Origin of the sequence: Alloscardovia theropitheci (assembly GCF_004332295.1) — a bacterium.
Classification (GTDB): Bacteria; Actinomycetota; Actinomycetes; order Actinomycetales; family Bifidobacteriaceae; genus Alloscardovia; species Alloscardovia theropitheci.
The window spans coordinates 23036-37631 of the sequence record NZ_RXLP01000008.1; the positions used below are offsets into that span (position 1 = coordinate 23036).

14 protein-coding genes and 1 pseudogene are annotated in these 14596 nt (G+C 40.9%); 11 read left to right on the top strand and 4 right to left on the bottom strand.

What is annotated here, in order from left to right; genetic code table 11:
- Window positions 1-181 precede the first annotated feature (181 nt).
- The 3 genes from EJ419_RS02135 to EJ419_RS02145 all read left to right on the top strand — a co-directional run bounded on the left by EJ419_RS02135 (window position 182) and on the right by EJ419_RS02145 (window position 3267).
- Window positions 182-1000, top strand: a complete 819-nt coding sequence (locus EJ419_RS02135) for a Bax inhibitor-1/YccA family protein (RefSeq protein WP_165496200.1) — start codon at window positions 182-184, stop codon at window positions 998-1000.
- Between the two features lie 1172 nt (window positions 1001-2172).
- Window positions 2173-2802: an NAD(P)-dependent oxidoreductase gene (locus EJ419_RS02140; protein WP_131283284.1), complete on the top strand. Its 630-nt coding sequence runs from the start codon at window positions 2173-2175 to the stop codon at window positions 2800-2802.
- Between the two features lie 12 nt (window positions 2803-2814).
- The gene (locus tag EJ419_RS02145; protein ID WP_131283285.1) at window positions 2815-3267 is read left to right on the top strand and encodes an Rrf2 family transcriptional regulator; all 453 of its coding nucleotides are present in this window, start codon (window positions 2815-2817) and stop codon (window positions 3265-3267) included.
- Between the two features lie 279 nt (window positions 3268-3546).
- On the opposite strand, the gene EJ419_RS02150 is transcribed toward EJ419_RS02145, so the two are convergent.
- From EJ419_RS02150 to EJ419_RS02160, 3 genes and pseudogenes are all read right to left on the bottom strand, one after another.
- Complete coding sequence (locus tag EJ419_RS02150) at window positions 3547-4611, bottom strand: ankyrin repeat domain-containing protein (RefSeq protein ID WP_131283286.1); 1065 nt, start codon at window positions 4609-4611, stop codon at window positions 3547-3549.
- 761 nt (window positions 4612-5372) lie between these two features.
- Window positions 5373-6218, bottom strand: a pseudogene (locus EJ419_RS02155) (IS3 family transposase); the annotation flags it as partial.
- Window positions 6219-6226: 8 nt separating this feature from the next.
- Window positions 6227-6700, bottom strand: coding sequence for a helix-turn-helix domain-containing protein (locus EJ419_RS02160; protein WP_131283288.1), 474 nt, complete (start codon window positions 6698-6700; stop codon window positions 6227-6229).
- A 134-nt stretch (window positions 6701-6834) separates the two neighbouring features.
- On the opposite strand from EJ419_RS02160, the gene EJ419_RS02165 reads away from it, so the two are divergent.
- The 7 genes from EJ419_RS02165 (at window position 6835) to EJ419_RS02195 (ending at window position 12220) form a co-directional block, all read left to right on the top strand.
- Window positions 6835-7839 (top strand): hypothetical protein, encoded by a 1005-nt coding sequence (locus EJ419_RS02165; RefSeq protein WP_131283289.1) that lies wholly within the window; start codon window positions 6835-6837, stop codon window positions 7837-7839.
- A 211-nt stretch (window positions 7840-8050) separates the two neighbouring features.
- On the top strand, window positions 8051-8737 hold the full coding sequence (locus tag EJ419_RS02170) for a hypothetical protein (RefSeq protein WP_131283290.1): 687 nt from the start codon (window positions 8051-8053) through the stop codon (window positions 8735-8737).
- Between the two features lie 168 nt (window positions 8738-8905).
- A complete protein-coding gene (locus tag EJ419_RS02175; protein ID WP_131283291.1) occupies window positions 8906-9184 on the top strand; it encodes a hypothetical protein in 279 nt (92 codons plus the stop codon).
- Between the two features lie 32 nt (window positions 9185-9216).
- Window positions 9217-10518, top strand: a complete 1302-nt coding sequence (locus EJ419_RS02180; protein ID WP_131283292.1) for a hypothetical protein — start codon at window positions 9217-9219, stop codon at window positions 10516-10518.
- A 332-nt stretch (window positions 10519-10850) separates the two neighbouring features.
- The gene (locus tag EJ419_RS02185) at window positions 10851-11246 is read left to right on the top strand and encodes a hypothetical protein (protein WP_131283293.1); all 396 of its coding nucleotides are present in this window, start codon (window positions 10851-10853) and stop codon (window positions 11244-11246) included.
- Window positions 11247-11294: 48 nt separating this feature from the next.
- Entirely contained in the window at window positions 11295-11759 is a 465-nt protein-coding gene (locus EJ419_RS02190; RefSeq protein WP_131283294.1) for a hypothetical protein, read from the top strand.
- 2 nt (window positions 11760-11761) lie between these two features.
- A complete protein-coding gene (locus tag EJ419_RS02195; RefSeq protein ID WP_131283295.1) occupies window positions 11762-12220 on the top strand; it encodes a DUF5085 family protein in 459 nt (152 codons plus the stop codon).
- 44 nt (window positions 12221-12264) lie between these two features.
- Here the strand turns inward: EJ419_RS02195 and EJ419_RS02200 are convergent, their stop codons facing one another.
- Window positions 12265-13044, bottom strand: coding sequence for an IclR family transcriptional regulator (locus EJ419_RS02200; protein WP_131283296.1), 780 nt, complete (start codon window positions 13042-13044; stop codon window positions 12265-12267).
- A gap of 72 nt (window positions 13045-13116) precedes the next feature.
- On the opposite strand from EJ419_RS02200, the gene leuC reads away from it, so the two are divergent.
- Window positions 13117-14559, top strand: coding sequence for a 3-isopropylmalate dehydratase large subunit (gene leuC, locus EJ419_RS02205; protein WP_131283297.1), 1443 nt, complete (start codon window positions 13117-13119; stop codon window positions 14557-14559).
- Window positions 14560-14596: the final 37 nt, after the last annotated feature.

A 14596-nucleotide genomic window follows, 5' to 3' on the forward strand; every position in this document is an offset into this window, starting at 1 on the left:
CAAATTTATAAAAGGAAGAGTAATTTTAAAACTCTCGATTCATAAAAATACTTTAAACTCAGCAATTTGAACGACTTAGGTATGTAACGTTGCAAGAGCGAAGGAACTAGCTATCAGATAGTCGAAAAAGTATCTAAAATTAATATGTGTAAGTGCGCATAATAGGAGGGGATTGATGAGTATGACTAAGAGTGAGGGTTGGTATGAGAGAAATCCTTGGGCGAAAGATCGTCAGGAGCTTGAGCTTGGTGATTCGTGGAAAAGAAGTGATTTATCTGTTTTGATGGATCAATTATTGCCTGAGCCATTGTTTAAAGTTCGCAATCAAGGTGAGGTCGCATTTTCTTCTCGTGGTGTGAAGATTAAAGCATTGGTATATCTTGCTCTTCTGACTATTTCGTTCTTTAGATCGTATTTTTTTGTTGATTTTAATAATATTCCTGACAAGAATGATGCGATAAAAGCAATGATGATTGTGCCGGTTTTTGTTGCTATCGTTGCTTTTTGCTTCTTATTCTTGGTTGAACATATGTATTCAGTTTGGGGATATGCCGTCTCTCGTATTTGTGAGATTATATGGGTTGGTGTTTTCGGATATCTCTTTGCGTGGGGTGTTCATGATCGTCCTGAGACTTTGCCTATTGTGATTTCTATTGTGTGTATATCCGGGTTATGTATTGTACTTTCTGGGAATTTAGCACGTGCTTTGGGTAATCGTCGTGAGTTATTGCGCATCGTGGGGATAATGCTTTTGGCGTCCACGTTGGTGTCGTATTTTTTGAGTTTGGTGATAGCTGGGAATCAGATTATTGGTAGTATTGCAGGTTTAGTTGTATCTGGTTTTGCAGTGGTATCTTTTATCATGGATCTGGCATCGATTGAAGCCTTATCGGGCTCGCGAGAAGTTTATCGTGGATATGAGTGGGTAACAGCATTCTGTTTGGTTTTTGACGTCGTTCTATGTGTGGTGGGTATGGTAAAGGCGACGAAGAGTAACTAAATAGCTACACATCGTGAAAAGCAGAACTTACTGTTGATAGTTCGATGTCTATTTTTCTACGGATTTATATCGTTCGGTTATTGTTAAGCATCACACCGGTTTTCATACTATGAAAACCGATATTGCTGTTAAGGGCAGCGTGAAGGACAATCAGAATTTTAAAGGTTGGTTCGTGATAATTATAAGAGTAAGAATCTCAAGTTGTTGGCTGTGAAATCAACTATGCAGATTGCTGGTAGTACCTGGATGCAAGTGAGCAGTGAAAGCTATTCGAAGTTGTGTGATGGGGGCTAAGAAAGAAGTGGAGTTTTCCAAAGGAAGTGGGATTAGGCTACGCGTGAGGATATACGCAGTGAACCGATGCCGGATATTACCACTTCTGATGTGGATTATAATGTGTTTGAGTTTAAGGGTTCGTATTAGCGTTCTGATTTGTCATATATTCTTGATGCTGTTTTACTGGAAGATTTATATTATCTTGATAGTGCTCATACACCGTTTACGAGTAAAGGGGTGAGGGTAAAACATTATTCTTTAATGCAGTGATGAGTATCGTTTTTTGCTACTCGGTACATGTGTGAGTATTAATCCCTATGTACAAACAGATTTAGATAAAAGCATACCCGGAATTGGTATTCTTATTTCTTTAATCATGTTTGGACTATACCTATGTTGGTTTGCGTGTTTATGTAAAGTTGGGTTTTGTTCTGTTACGCGGAAGTGATTGCTTTGTGACTGACGGAGTGGCTTCTTATTTGCTGTTTTTTTGTTTAGTGTTTTCTGATGAGTTAACGGCTGCTTCTATTGGTAGGAGGGTTGCTCGGTTTATGGATATCACGTCAGGGTTTAATCAGTGGTGCTATCGCTGTGATAGATAAAGAATCAAGTGAACACACGATATGAGCTCGATATTTTTGAATCAAGTTAGATACGTAGGTAGTCTATTTTCGTTATCTCATCAATGTGGATACGGGTGTACTGTCATATTATTGAAAAACTTTATAGCTCGTAGCAGAATTTCGATGAAAGATATGCTTAATAGCGTTGGAAATACAGGTCTTACTGATTCGAAATTTAAGTTGTCATAAAATAATTGACAAGTAGAAAAAATCGTGTATAGTTGTTGGAAGTTGTAATAAAAGTTATTACAAACTGACAAAGGGGATATCATAATGAAGGTAGCAGTAGTAGCAGCAAACGGAAAGTCAGGAAAGCTTATCGTTGAAGAAGCAGTAAATCGTGGTATGGATGTTACTGCAATTGTAAGAAGTGAGAATAAGACAGTAGCACCTCATTCTATTGCAAAAGATCTCTTTGATTTGACAAGTGAAGATCTCAAGGGTTTTGATGCAGTAGTGGATGCATATGGTAATTGGACTCCTGATGCAATTAACCTCATTCCAGAAGCAACAGTGCATATGGCGGAAATCCTTTCAGATAGTGATACTCGCCTCCTTGTAGTGGGTGGAGCTGGAAGTCTTTTTGTAGACCCAGAGCATACTAAGACTGTTGTCGATGTGACGCCTTTCCCAGAGGAAGCTTTACCAGTGGTAAATGGTCACGGGAAAGCTCTCGAAGAGCTTCGTAAGTTCAATAATGTAAAGTGGACGTATGTAAGCCCTGCTGGAGATTTCCGCGCTGAGGGTGAACGCACTGGAGAATATATTCTCGGTGGCGATGAATTGGTTCTCAATAGCAAGGGGGAAAGCGTTATTTCTTATGCTGACTATGCTATTGCTGTGGTTGACGAAATTGAAAAGGGTAACAACATCAACGAGCGAATCAGCGTTGTAAGCGAATAATGCACGAACGGTATGCAAATTACAAGTAGATTTACGGTAGCAATTCATGCTTTGGCATTCATAGATTTGTTCCAAGATAAGATGCGCGTTACGAGTGCTGTGCTAGCGAGAAGTACTCAGGTTAACCCCGTTATCATACGAACAGTTCTTTCTAAATTGAAAGAAGCTGGTGTTGTTGATGCGCGCAGGGGAAGCGGAGGCTTTAGACTAGCCAAACCTCTCACAGAGGTAACGTTCTATGACGTCTACGCGGCTACGGACACAGTAGATAAGACCGGGCTTTTTCATTTCCATGACAACCCTCATCCTGATTGTGTGGTTGGTGGGAATATTCATGCGGCTCTTGATGGCAGTCTTGTGGCTGTCCAAAAATCTATGGAAGACGAAATGAAAAAGATCTCGGTGGAAGATATTGTTAATAATCTTCGGCATGAGATACAGATGCGAGGTCAATCTATTTCTTAGCTAATCAATGCAAAATCAAATATTAACGCCTGTAGTTTTACTGCAGGCGTTTGCTTTTAGTGTATTTATATTTATTCGTGATGATGCGCAGTACGTGTTTGTATGGACCGAATTTTGGCCGAAAATATGTCCGAGTTCTTCAAGAAAACAATGGAAGCAAAATAGCGAACTCTAAACATGAGTGTTGATATGTGACGTTTGTAGAGAAGTTACTTTCCGTATCAAAAAATTGATAGAGCGGTGAAGCGAGAACACTTACTCGTATTCTCGCTTAGATCCTTATCTACGATAATTTACCGATTCTAGTGGATACGGATTCGGGTTCAAGACAACCCAACTGACTGCAAGCTCGCATAAGCGATCTGCTGCAGTAAAGTCAACCTCACCATGAGCAAGGATGTGCGAAGCAACGTTTTTCGTCTCTTCCAACTGTTCTTTGGAAAGCGGGGTACCAGTAGCGAAATGATGGGGAAGTGAATTAAGCATATCTCTATAATTTCGATCCCAATTTGCTCCACCATTTCGTGTAATCTCATCATGAATTCTACCTGCGATACGAATGACTTCTCCCTGGACTGTCTGTGCTACTCCCTGTGAAGGAACGAGCAAATCCCACAAGTCGTTGTATTGATGCTGCCAAGAATCTTTTTGTATTACGATAGGTGAAACTCCATCATGAATGACACGGTGTGCAACAGGCTGTACGCCGAAAATATCGTAGAGTTCTGTCAGAGCTTCTTCTGTTTGTGGTAAATTAGCTTTGTTAAAACCATCTTTGTAGAATTCAAATTCCTTTCCAATTGTCGAAACTCTTTCTGACATAGCAGGCGTAACGGTAGCACCTGCAGAAATTAGCATGTTAGCAATTTTGACCGTAGGGATAATGTGCTGGCCTCGGCACGATATGAGAGCAAGCGATAAAGGAGTTTGTCCTCGTTGATTCTGTGCATGAACATTCGCGCCTTTTTCAATGAGGAAACGGACTGTTTCAACTCGAAAATACTCAGCTGCAGCATGAAGTGGTGTATTACCGGATTTATTAGCGAATTGGATATCTGCACCGAGCTCATAGAGTAGCTTAACCGTATCTTTCCCGAACGTAGCCTGAGTATATAACGGTGAACAACCATAATAATCAGGTATATTCACATCCAATCCCTGTTCTACAAGCCATGTAACAAGTTCATCGGGAACATTACTGTAATGCAAAGCCGTTCTCAAGCTGTATCTACCACTATGGACTGTGAGTTCACATTTATCATAGACTGCTTTGAGAGCTTCAACGTCACCTGATTCGATGAGTTCGTCGAAATTTTTAGGTAAAGTAATCCGCTTCTTCGCCATATTCGCTCCTTGAATTGCTTGCCTATGGTAGGTACATGCTTTTGACAATGCTGTTTTTATTTTATAACAGTGAAAAACGTATAACTGGAATGATAATTGAACAAACTTTCAGTTGCATACCGATATAAGTGAAATCTGGAAATTGAGATAACGGTGGCAAGCGGTTATATGAATCGAAGAGGACAAGTCATTTTCTAGACTAGAACGCAATTTATCGAATCGCCGTGCACAAATGATATTGGGCAATGGATAAAAACGAGCGATGCTACTCATTCTTATATTAAGTATAGTTCAGGCGTTAGTAATTTGTGATTTGTGGTATATAAGTTTGTTGCTAAGCACAATGAGTGTTGGGTTTGTGATTACTTGGTCGAGTGTACAACTGACACAAAAAGTTCCTTTAGAAAATATCTATCGATATCACAACATGGTAATGACGAACTGTTATGGATATAGAAAAGAATTGGCGATATAAGTGATGCGAAGAAACTGATATTGCGATTTAAGATTAGTTTGTGTTGGAAATCATATTCGTGCAGTTTTATTCCTAGAGATTATGACACCGATGATTGTGCGAGGTTACATGGTAGATATGGTATAACGTTATATTGGGGTTGCTATCCCTGAGTTTTAGTATTCCTAATCTAGTTTAGTCAAGTAACAGTTTGATTGGGGTTTATTATAATAATGATTTTTATGCTAAATAAACTGTCTCCCTTTTTTGGGAGGTTGTTTATTTGTGTCAGGCTGTGAGTACCTGTGTTTTGTATTCTACTGGGGGTTAAACCGTTAAGTTGTACTTGCCGGCGTTTAGTGTTCCAGTAGTGAATATAGTTGTTGAGGTCTGTAGCGAAGTCTTCAAAACAATCCCATGACTGTCCCGTGAAGAATTCGTCTTTAAGATGTCCGAATACTTGCTCGGTAGCAGCGTTATCCGTACACATGCCTTTACGACTCATAGACTGACGAATACCATGCTCGTGTAGTGTTGTGACCCAATACTGGTGTTGGTATTGCCATCCCATATCGCTATGTAGCACCGGGTATGTTCCTTCGGGCATGCGCTTGATGAGTTGGTTGAGCAGTCGTTTTGGCTGATCAAGATTAGGACTCATGCTAATATCCCACGCGATTATTTCTTTACTTGCAAAATCATAGACCGGAGCCAGGTATGCTTTACCCCACGCGTGTTTAAACTCGGTGACATCAGTTCCCAGCTTAGCCCAAGGCCGCTCGGCATGAAAATCACGGTTAATAATATTAGGTGCGGTATTACCCACGATACCCTTATACGAGCTATACTTCTTATTCTTATTACGGGAGCGAATCTGACAGTACAAGCCTAAAAGCTTCATAATTTTTAATACAGTCTTATTCGCAATCCTGATCTCGTATTCGTGTCTCAGACACATGGCTATCTGCCGGTGTCCCATACCATTAGCCGTACGCGAGTAAATAGCTCGGATAGTATCATAGAGCTCAGGGCGAGGCATTTTCTTTTCGTGACTCTTATCGTAGTAATACGTTGAAGAAGCAAGCCCTGCTACCTGGAGCAGAAGAGAGACTGGGTAGCGCTCTGAAAGCGATTGGATAGCGAGTGTTTTCATCCTAGGAGTTACCTGCTGGCTTTCAGAGCCTGTAATTTTTTTAAATACGCGTTCTCCGCTTCCAAATACTCGATACGTGCTATAAGCTCGTCATGCTCACTCGTATCTGTTGCCTGACTCTTACTACCCTGGGGTCTGCCGGCTGCGCGTGGCTCTAAACCAGCAACACCGTGCTGTTTATATGCTCGAATCCATGATTTAAGACTCGTCATTGAGCGTATATGTAAACGCTCTAACACGCTGGCTTTACTCTCCTCATTGTCGATAACTGCAAGGACTGCTTGAAGCTTAGTCTCTAGCGAATATGTCTGCTGCTTGCTCATATTATGCTCTGCCTGACTGCCTTGTGATCGATATGTGTAATAGTATTCTTTCGCACTATAAACACTCATATCAAGCACGCGAGCAACATATTTATACCCATATCCTTGAGCAAACAAGCTGAAAGCCTGCCCTCTCACACTCTTACTATCTACGTTCACGGAGGTCTCCTATTCCCAACCTCCAAAAAACGGGGAACAGTTTAAAATAGGGGGGGGTGAATAGGAACATATAAAAGTGAAAGACTTAAAGAGTAATATAGGATATATGACTTATGAAGAAGATAAGAATGTAAATGAAAAAAAATGAGTATTCAAAGGAAATCCTTGGCAATTCTGATGAGCTATTAAAGGTAGATAGAAATGCAATAGATTATGAACGGCTTACATGTATAACTGAATCCATAGGCAGGGCCTTTGCTTCTGTATCAAATTCAATAGATATTAAACCACTATCAAATGCTTTAGAGATGTTGGGAGAGAGAGCAAAAATAAATTTTGATAGTACGATACTTAATAATATTACGGAAAATATTAAACCAGTTATTCCCACTCCAAATTTCTTGTCTAAATTAGCGTTCAACAACCTTAATTTTGAAGCCTTTGATTCAATAAGTAAGGAGCTTAACGTTTTCCTAGTTAGCTACCAAGAATCTGTCCTAAAAGAATTATCAGAACAAATTAAGAAATTCGCTCAATATGAGAATGCGATACGTGAGAAAATAATCATTAAGAATTTGGCAGAGAATGGTTGGGTCTTATATTACAACGATAGTGAATGGACCTATAATATCGGCTCGAAGAAAATAGAATCTGTACAAAGCCATTGGATTAGATTGTTGACGGAGGATATTGAACGTGCTGAAGTTATAAAGGAATTGAAACAAAGTGAATTTATTCCAGAGATACTTATCGATTCAATGATTCAAAGCTATCGGTCTCAGAATTATTATGCTGCTTATACACTTGCAACTATTATCATTGACGGCGCTTTGAATAGAATTGCCGAAAAAACTTACGATGCATCAAGACATGGTAACCGTAAGGTGATTGTTGGATATAAGACAATTTCTATATTGAATTCTCAAATCATCAATCTTTCCATAAGCGATTATGGGTTAATGATTTGGCTAGGACAATTTTATGCAGATACGAAAAACTTTACAATAGATAATCCCAACAGGCATATGATTAATCATGGACGCTGGGAGAAAGAAATAAGCAAAGAAGCATTTCTTAAAATTTTTAATTCATTATTATATGTTGAAAAGCTGCTTAAGACCAGAATAAGTTATGAATAATCGTGAAAATGGTAGTTATATACTATTCAAGTACGATAGCTATTTCTGGGAAAGTGACGTGTCCCGTTACATACAATGGCTGTTACTATTGCACCAATAATCGATTTACTTGGTCGTATGTGGTCTCTGCTCGTTCGAGTAATGCTGCAAGTAGATTGATAATCTTTCAAGATAATAGGTAAACAAATATAAGTAATAAAGATTGAAGGAAATGATGAACGTCTTTTTAAGCAATATAACTGCAATCCTGTCAATAATAATTTCTATTGCTACTTCAATATATACAGTTATACGAGATCATCGTAATGATAAACGATTAGAACAAACTGAAAAAATTAATAAAGAGAATCAAAAATGGAAGAAGGATTTTGATTTATTCAAAGAAGATAATAGACAAAAATATTTATTAATTCAAAATTTGCTATCGAGACAGCAAACTCGGGCATCAATTATTCCGTATTTCAATATTGTGCTCAAAGATAATAGAATTAGAAGAGACAAAAATAGCTTAATTTTAGAGATAGGTCTCATAAATATAGGAAAAGAAAGTGCAACAAATATACAGCTATCACCATACTCTTCGAATGAAAATAAGCTAGTATATTTTAAAAATAAACAGGAATTTAAGTGGCAGTATTATATTAATGAATATCTAAGTCAGTATTATGCTTTCCCGGGAGATGAAGTTACATATAAAATCTCTGTAGATTTGAACGATAAAGAAAAAATTAATGATTTTTTAGAATTCAAAATCAAGTATTCAGATCTCATAGGAAATGTGTACGAACAGGGCTTTAAGTTTGGAATTCATTCGACATATCAAAGTGGTCTAGAGAAGATTTTTTATAATCATGCTAATAGCTCACGCAAACCTACTCTTATCCAACAATCAGAATAGTAATAATACGAAACGCAGTGTTTTGCGTTGGCATAGTGCTTATCTTTCTAGTAATGAGATGATGTTGTAAATTTGTCGGTAAAATCGAGCAAACCTCAGGAGATAATTACTTGTGCTATAGAACTGAGTATCGTTCGTTTGTCTGTTTTGGTGGTTAGGGTGGTGGTTATGGGTGATTTTGTTGTTTGTGAGCAATCGTTGGGTGAGTTGAAGAGTTCTTTAACTATGGCTAGTGGGAGTGCGCAGCCGTATACTCATCAGGTGACTGGTTGTGTGGGTGGCAAGCTTACGAAATCGTGTATGGACAGTATTGATACGGGTATGGTTGCGGCTCAAAAGAAGCTTGCCCTGGGTATTGAGGCGTGTGTGAAGTTGATTGATGCTGCGGGTGTGGAGACGACGAATTTAGATGATGTGTTGGGGCGTTCTGCTGGTTCGGAAAAATAGAAAATAGGTTAGAGATAGGTTAGGTTTTTGTTATGGCTTCGTATAGCGCGAATGATGACTGGTCAATTTTAGGGGTTGCAAATGACCCTACTCCTGGTAAACCGGAGGAAATTGCACAGCTTGCAGCTGAGTTTTCGCGCGCGTCGTCGACTTTACTCACTACGGTTCAGGCTTTGCGTTCGACGTCGGGTACGTATGTGAAGTTGAATGGTCAGTTTTATCAGGCTTTTAGTGCTAAGAAGGGTGAGGTTTCTCGTCTTGCTGAGAGTGTGAAGGATGAGTCTGATCGTGTGAAGACTACGTTGGATTCGTGGGGTAGCACGGTTGCTGATTGTCAAGGCAAGATTGCGGGTGAGTTAGAAAAGGCGAAGCAGGCGAAGGAGACGATTGATCTGCAAAATCTTGCTATTACGGAAGCTCGAAATGATAGTGATGAGGCTCATCGTGAGAGTAGTAGGACAGTTATTGAGCGTGCGCAAAAATTGAAAGCTCAAGCCCAAACTGAGTTGAATGATTGTAAGAGTCGTGCGGCTCAAATTGTTAATGAGTATAATCGGGCGGATAGTGCGTGTAATGCTCGGCTTCAGGGTGCTGTTCCGACTGCTTTGGCTGGTATTGCTGGTTTTGCTGGGCTTACTAAGGGTGTGCGTTCGTTTGGTTCTCGTGGTATTAAGTTGTACAAGGGTGCGAAGGTTTATAAAGAGCTTAAAGGTAAAAGGTTTAGTGTTGTGTCTCATCGTGTGGGTAAGAAGGGTCGTTTGGATCATGATGTGATGATGGGTAACCATAAGATGTATGAGAAGAATAGGAGTAGGTATTCGAAGATTGGTCGTAAGTATGCTGAGGAGTTTAAGAAGCGGACGGATGTAGATTTTACTACTATTCGTTACGCACGTACTGCTGCTGGAAAGATGGACTGGTCGGAAGTAGGCAAGGCGGCGAAACGTGGGTTTAAGGATGGTCTTAATATTGCTAGTGATTTTAAGGGGTATAAGAATGCGAGTTGGTTAACTAAGAGTGGTAAAGCCCTGGGTGCTGCGGGTACTGTTTTGAGTGCGGTTAGTAATATTAAGTCTGATTTTATAGATGATACTAAGTCAAGCACAGCTGAAAAAACCAAAAACTTTGTCGTAGATACTGCTGTTGATGTTGGATCGGGCGCTGCTGCGGGCGCAATAGGAGCGGCAGCAGGGAGTTTAATCCTGCCACCCGCTGGAACTATAGCAGGATATGCTGTAGGAATTGGAGCCAGCATATTAATGAATCAGAAATTTGGTGGGCAGTCTTTGACAGGAGTAGTGAAATCGGGTTTGAAAGGAATGTTCCACTTCTAATGAGTAAAAATAAAAATAAGTCAAGTAATCTACAAGCTAATCATGATGAAGAAGTAATAGAGGAGAGGTTTTTCTTCCCTCTCTTAAGTGGATATATGACTCCTGACGTTTTAAGGCTTTCATGGTTAGGTGCAATTCTATGGGGCATATACAGTGCGATATGTATTGTGCTATTAGATTGGGTGCCAATTTACTCGCAAATCTGTTTAGGGTTCTTTATTTATTCATGCGTATGTTTGTTTCTGTCTTTTATCCGCCCATTTGTCGAGCAAGCGCAATCCTTGTGTCTTATACTTTTTAGTTTGATGTGGGTTACGTGTATTTTAGCGTTTATGATGATTGGCTGTATTGCTACTTTTAGCGAGGGTGATGAGGCAATCTTAGATTCTTCGCGAACTGTCCCGTTTATGCTGTGGTGGAGTGTTTTTGCGGTGGTGATGGGATGCGTGTACGCGTATTTTTATGTGCACCAAGATAAGCATGTGCATTGGTTGGAGAAGTTACGTGAGCAGGATTCCTCTGCATTTCTCAGCTTTGGTATGGTGTTTTTCGTTGTAGCTATTGCGCCAATGGTTATGTCGTTGATAAGCGCGGGTATTCAGCACATTATGTGGATTCTGTTCACGGCACTTTTCGCAGGTATTTTCCCAGTTGTAGTTGTAGACGCAATTTACGGTGCTATCTGGGTAAGGAAACATCCGTATGTATTCGCTGATGGTGATGAGTAAAGTCATTCGTAAATGAAGAAAATCAATAATAACTTGTGAGGAAAACTTATGCATACCGAGTCGAAAACCTTAAGTATCATACAAGCTATTGGGTTTACACATGATTACAATGGACGGTCGAAACCGGAAGAATTATGCGAAGAAATTTTTGAACAGACTCAAAATTTCATTGCAAAAATGATTGATACCGTTTACTCAGACGGTCCTGTTTACTTTGTGTGGAAACCGTTTAGTGATGAAACTCATAACGCATTGAAAATTTTCACAACATTTGGCAATAAAATTGGTACGAATGGCGTGAATACAAGCGATTTCCTTTTCTCACGCAAAATCGTCATACGCACGGATGATTTCGCTGTCCTTACTCCTGAAGAACTTAACGAATACTATGAGTCTCTTCGCGATAAATATTCTCAAACCGATTTAAGCCAGCTTAGCGTTTATCACGTTCTATATTTTGACGATGATCAGTTACTGGTTGATGTATATAGTACTCAAGAAAGTGAGTGGTAAACATGTCATACAAAGCTGCAGAAGGCGTTTCAGGTGCTGAAGTTTTTGAAGTAAGAAATGTTATTCGCTATCGTTCAACTTTTCCAGGCGAGTATTTTGAATCGGAACTACAAAATTTTACGCAAACGATTGCTGCTAAGGGAGCACATGCGGTAGGGCCACTCTTTTACAGTTTAAATAACGTTCCAAGTGGCGAAAAGTTAGATATGGATGTCGAATTTTTCATGCCAGTTGAAGAGAATTATATTGATATTCCGGGTGCTGAATTTTCCTCATATATCGAAATTAATAATTTAATTTTGACAACCGTTAATCACGATTTTGAAGATGAAACTCCGCGAGCGTATCAACGACTTCTTGATACGCTTTCCATGAATAATATAGACGTAAATACGCCTTTTTATCATGTGCTCTATCCAGAAAACGGTGAAGTGGTTATATTCTTGGGATACGCGTATTAATGAATGACTAATACGCGTTGATGTTATTCGACTAAAACTATCTTCTACACACGCGAAATGGCGTCGCTGAGATATTTGCCAGCTTTCATGACGAGTGGCGCATAGTGACGTCCTGGTGAGATGCCCATACGATCGACAGGGCCGGATATCGAAATTGCTGCGATGACGTGACCTGCAGAATTACGAATAGGTGCAGAAACTGAGCAAACACCTTTTTCGCGCTCATTAATTGATTCACTCCATCCGCGACGGCGCACGGTATTGAGCGTCTGAGCAGAAAACTGTGCGTGGCGCAACCCTTGATGAAGATGCTCAGTGTCTTCCCATGCAAGAAGAATGTGAGCTGCTGATCCTGCTTCCATGGAGAGCATAGCGCCTACCGGAATGGAATCACGCAAACCACTTGTGCGTTCCACGGCAGCAATGCATACACGCTGATCGCCTTGACGACGATAAATTTGTGCTGATTCGCCAGTGCGTTCGAGCAAAGTTTGCAAAATTGGCTCGGCAGATGTGAGCAAACGATCTTCGCCTGCAGCGGTTGCTAATTCAGCAAAACGCGCTCCAATAGTGAAGCGGCCTTGTTGATCGCGTGCGATAAAGCGGTGTCGTTCCAAAGCGATCGCTAAACGATGTGTAGTTGGACGTGCTAAGCCCGTGCTATTTACCAACTGCGAAAGTGAGCATGGCCCCTTCTCTAAAGCGTCCAAAATGAGAGCAGCCTTATCTAAAACCCCAACTCCAGATTTAATTAATTCTAGCTTTTCTGAAGTACCCGCAGGGCTTGTATTACTAGGGGAAAGGGCGAATTGCTCAGTAGTCATGACCCAATTATGTCATCTCAGTATGTGATATGCAAACCCAAACTTTGCTCTCGTGTCGCGACAATAGTAAGTATGGGTAAGACTATGGCTGAAAAAGTATGGGAAGATCACCTCGTTCGACATGGCGAGGATGGTGCTCCTGACCTCATTTATATCGATTTGCAATTAATGCATGAAGTTACCAGTCCACAGGCTTTCGAAGGATTGCGCTTGGCGGGACGACAGTTGCGTCACACGGAGCTGACATTGGCGACGGAGGATCATAATACTCCTACGTTCAATATTGATCAGGTGTCACCAGATGAAACGAGCGCAAAGCAGATTTCAACTCTTGAGGCGAATTGCAAAGAGTTTGGTGTACGTTTGCACCCTCTCGGTGATGCTGATCAGGGAATCGTACATGCAATGGGTCCTCAACTTGGCGTGACACAGCCAGGTATGACGATTGTGTGTGGTGACTCCCACACATCAACGCATGGGGCGTTCGGTGCTTTGGCTTTCGGTATTGGTACTTCCGAAGTTGAGCACGTAATGGCCACGCAGACTTTGAGTCTCAAGCCATTCAAGACGATGGCAATTAACGTCGAAGGTGAACTTCCACCGGATGTTACCGCAAAAGATATTATTTTGGCTATTATCGCTAAAATCGGTATCGGTGGCGGACAAGGGTATGTCTTTGAATATCGCGGTGAAGCTATCCGAAAGCTTTCTATGGAAGCGCGTATGACCATTTGTAATATGTCCATTGAGGGTGGTGCTCGAGCAGGAATGATCGCCCCTGATGACATAACCTACGAGTATCTCAAGGGACGTCCTCATGCTCCACAAGGCGAAATGTGGGATAAGGCAGTCGAATACTGGAAATCATTGGTTACCGATGATGATGCAGTATTCGATAAGGAAATTACCTTGCGTGCTGATGAGCTATCTCCGTTTGTAACGTGGGGAACGAATCCGGGGCAAGGAATTCCGCTGAACGAGCAGGTTCCTTCTCCTGAAGATTTTGCAGATCCGACAGATAAAGCTGCAGCTGAATCTGCTCTCGAATATATGGGACTTGAAGCGGGAACAGCGATGCGTGACATCGCGGTAGACACAGTATTTATTGGCTCATGTACTAATGGTCGTATTGAGGATTTGCGAGCTGCTGCTTCCATTATGAAAGGACGTCATAAGGCGAAGAATTTGCATCGCGTTCTTGTCGTTCCGGCATCATCACGGGCACGTATCCAGGCAGAAAAGGAAGGCTTGGATAAAATCTTCCTCGACTTTGGCGCTGAATGGAGAAATGCTGGCTGCTCAATGTGCTTGGGTATGAACCAAGACCAGATGGTGGCTCATGAACGTGCGATTTCTACATCGAACAGGAACTTTGAAGGACGACAGGGAAAGGGAAGCCGCACGCATTTGGCTTCTCCACTTGTTGCAGCAGCTACAGCTGTTCGAGGAACGATTAGCTCCCCAAGTGACCTTGAACCACTTTGTGAACCACGTCGTGAAACAATTGCTGAGTAACGAGACAGTGTAAGACAGCAAACAGAATATCTAAGGA

Excerpts from the sequence above, each read along its gene's own strand:
- EJ419_RS02140 (WP_131283284.1), top strand. The coding sequence starts at position 2,173 with ATGAAGGTAGCAGTAGTAGCAGCAAACGGAAAGTCAGGAAAGCTTATC.
- EJ419_RS02170 (WP_131283290.1), top strand. The coding sequence starts at position 8,051 with ATGATGAACGTCTTTTTAAGCAATATAACTGCAATCCTGTCAATAATA.
- EJ419_RS02165 (WP_131283289.1), top strand. The coding sequence starts at position 6,835 with ATGAAAAAAAATGAGTATTCAAAGGAAATCCTTGGCAATTCTGATGAG.
- EJ419_RS02195 (WP_131283295.1), top strand. The coding sequence starts at position 11,762 with ATGTCATACAAAGCTGCAGAAGGCGTTTCAGGTGCTGAAGTTTTTGAA.
- leuC (WP_131283297.1), top strand. The coding sequence starts at position 13,117 with ATGGGTAAGACTATGGCTGAAAAAGTATGGGAAGATCACCTCGTTCGA.
- EJ419_RS02175 (WP_131283291.1), top strand. The coding sequence starts at position 8,906 with ATGGGTGATTTTGTTGTTTGTGAGCAATCGTTGGGTGAGTTGAAGAGT.
- EJ419_RS02145 (WP_131283285.1), top strand. The coding sequence starts at position 2,815 with ATGCAAATTACAAGTAGATTTACGGTAGCAATTCATGCTTTGGCATTC.
- EJ419_RS02185 (WP_131283293.1), top strand. The coding sequence starts at position 10,851 with ATGATGATTGGCTGTATTGCTACTTTTAGCGAGGGTGATGAGGCAATC.
- EJ419_RS02180 (WP_131283292.1), top strand. The coding sequence starts at position 9,217 with ATGGCTTCGTATAGCGCGAATGATGACTGGTCAATTTTAGGGGTTGCA.
- EJ419_RS02135 (WP_165496200.1), top strand. The coding sequence starts at position 182 with ATGACTAAGAGTGAGGGTTGGTATGAGAGAAATCCTTGGGCGAAAGAT.
- EJ419_RS02150 (WP_131283286.1), bottom strand. The coding sequence starts at position 4,611 with ATGGCGAAGAAGCGGATTACTTTACCTAAAAATTTCGACGAACTCATC.
- EJ419_RS02190 (WP_131283294.1), top strand. The coding sequence starts at position 11,295 with ATGCATACCGAGTCGAAAACCTTAAGTATCATACAAGCTATTGGGTTT.
- EJ419_RS02200 (WP_131283296.1), bottom strand. The coding sequence starts at position 13,044 with ATGACTACTGAGCAATTCGCCCTTTCCCCTAGTAATACAAGCCCTGCG.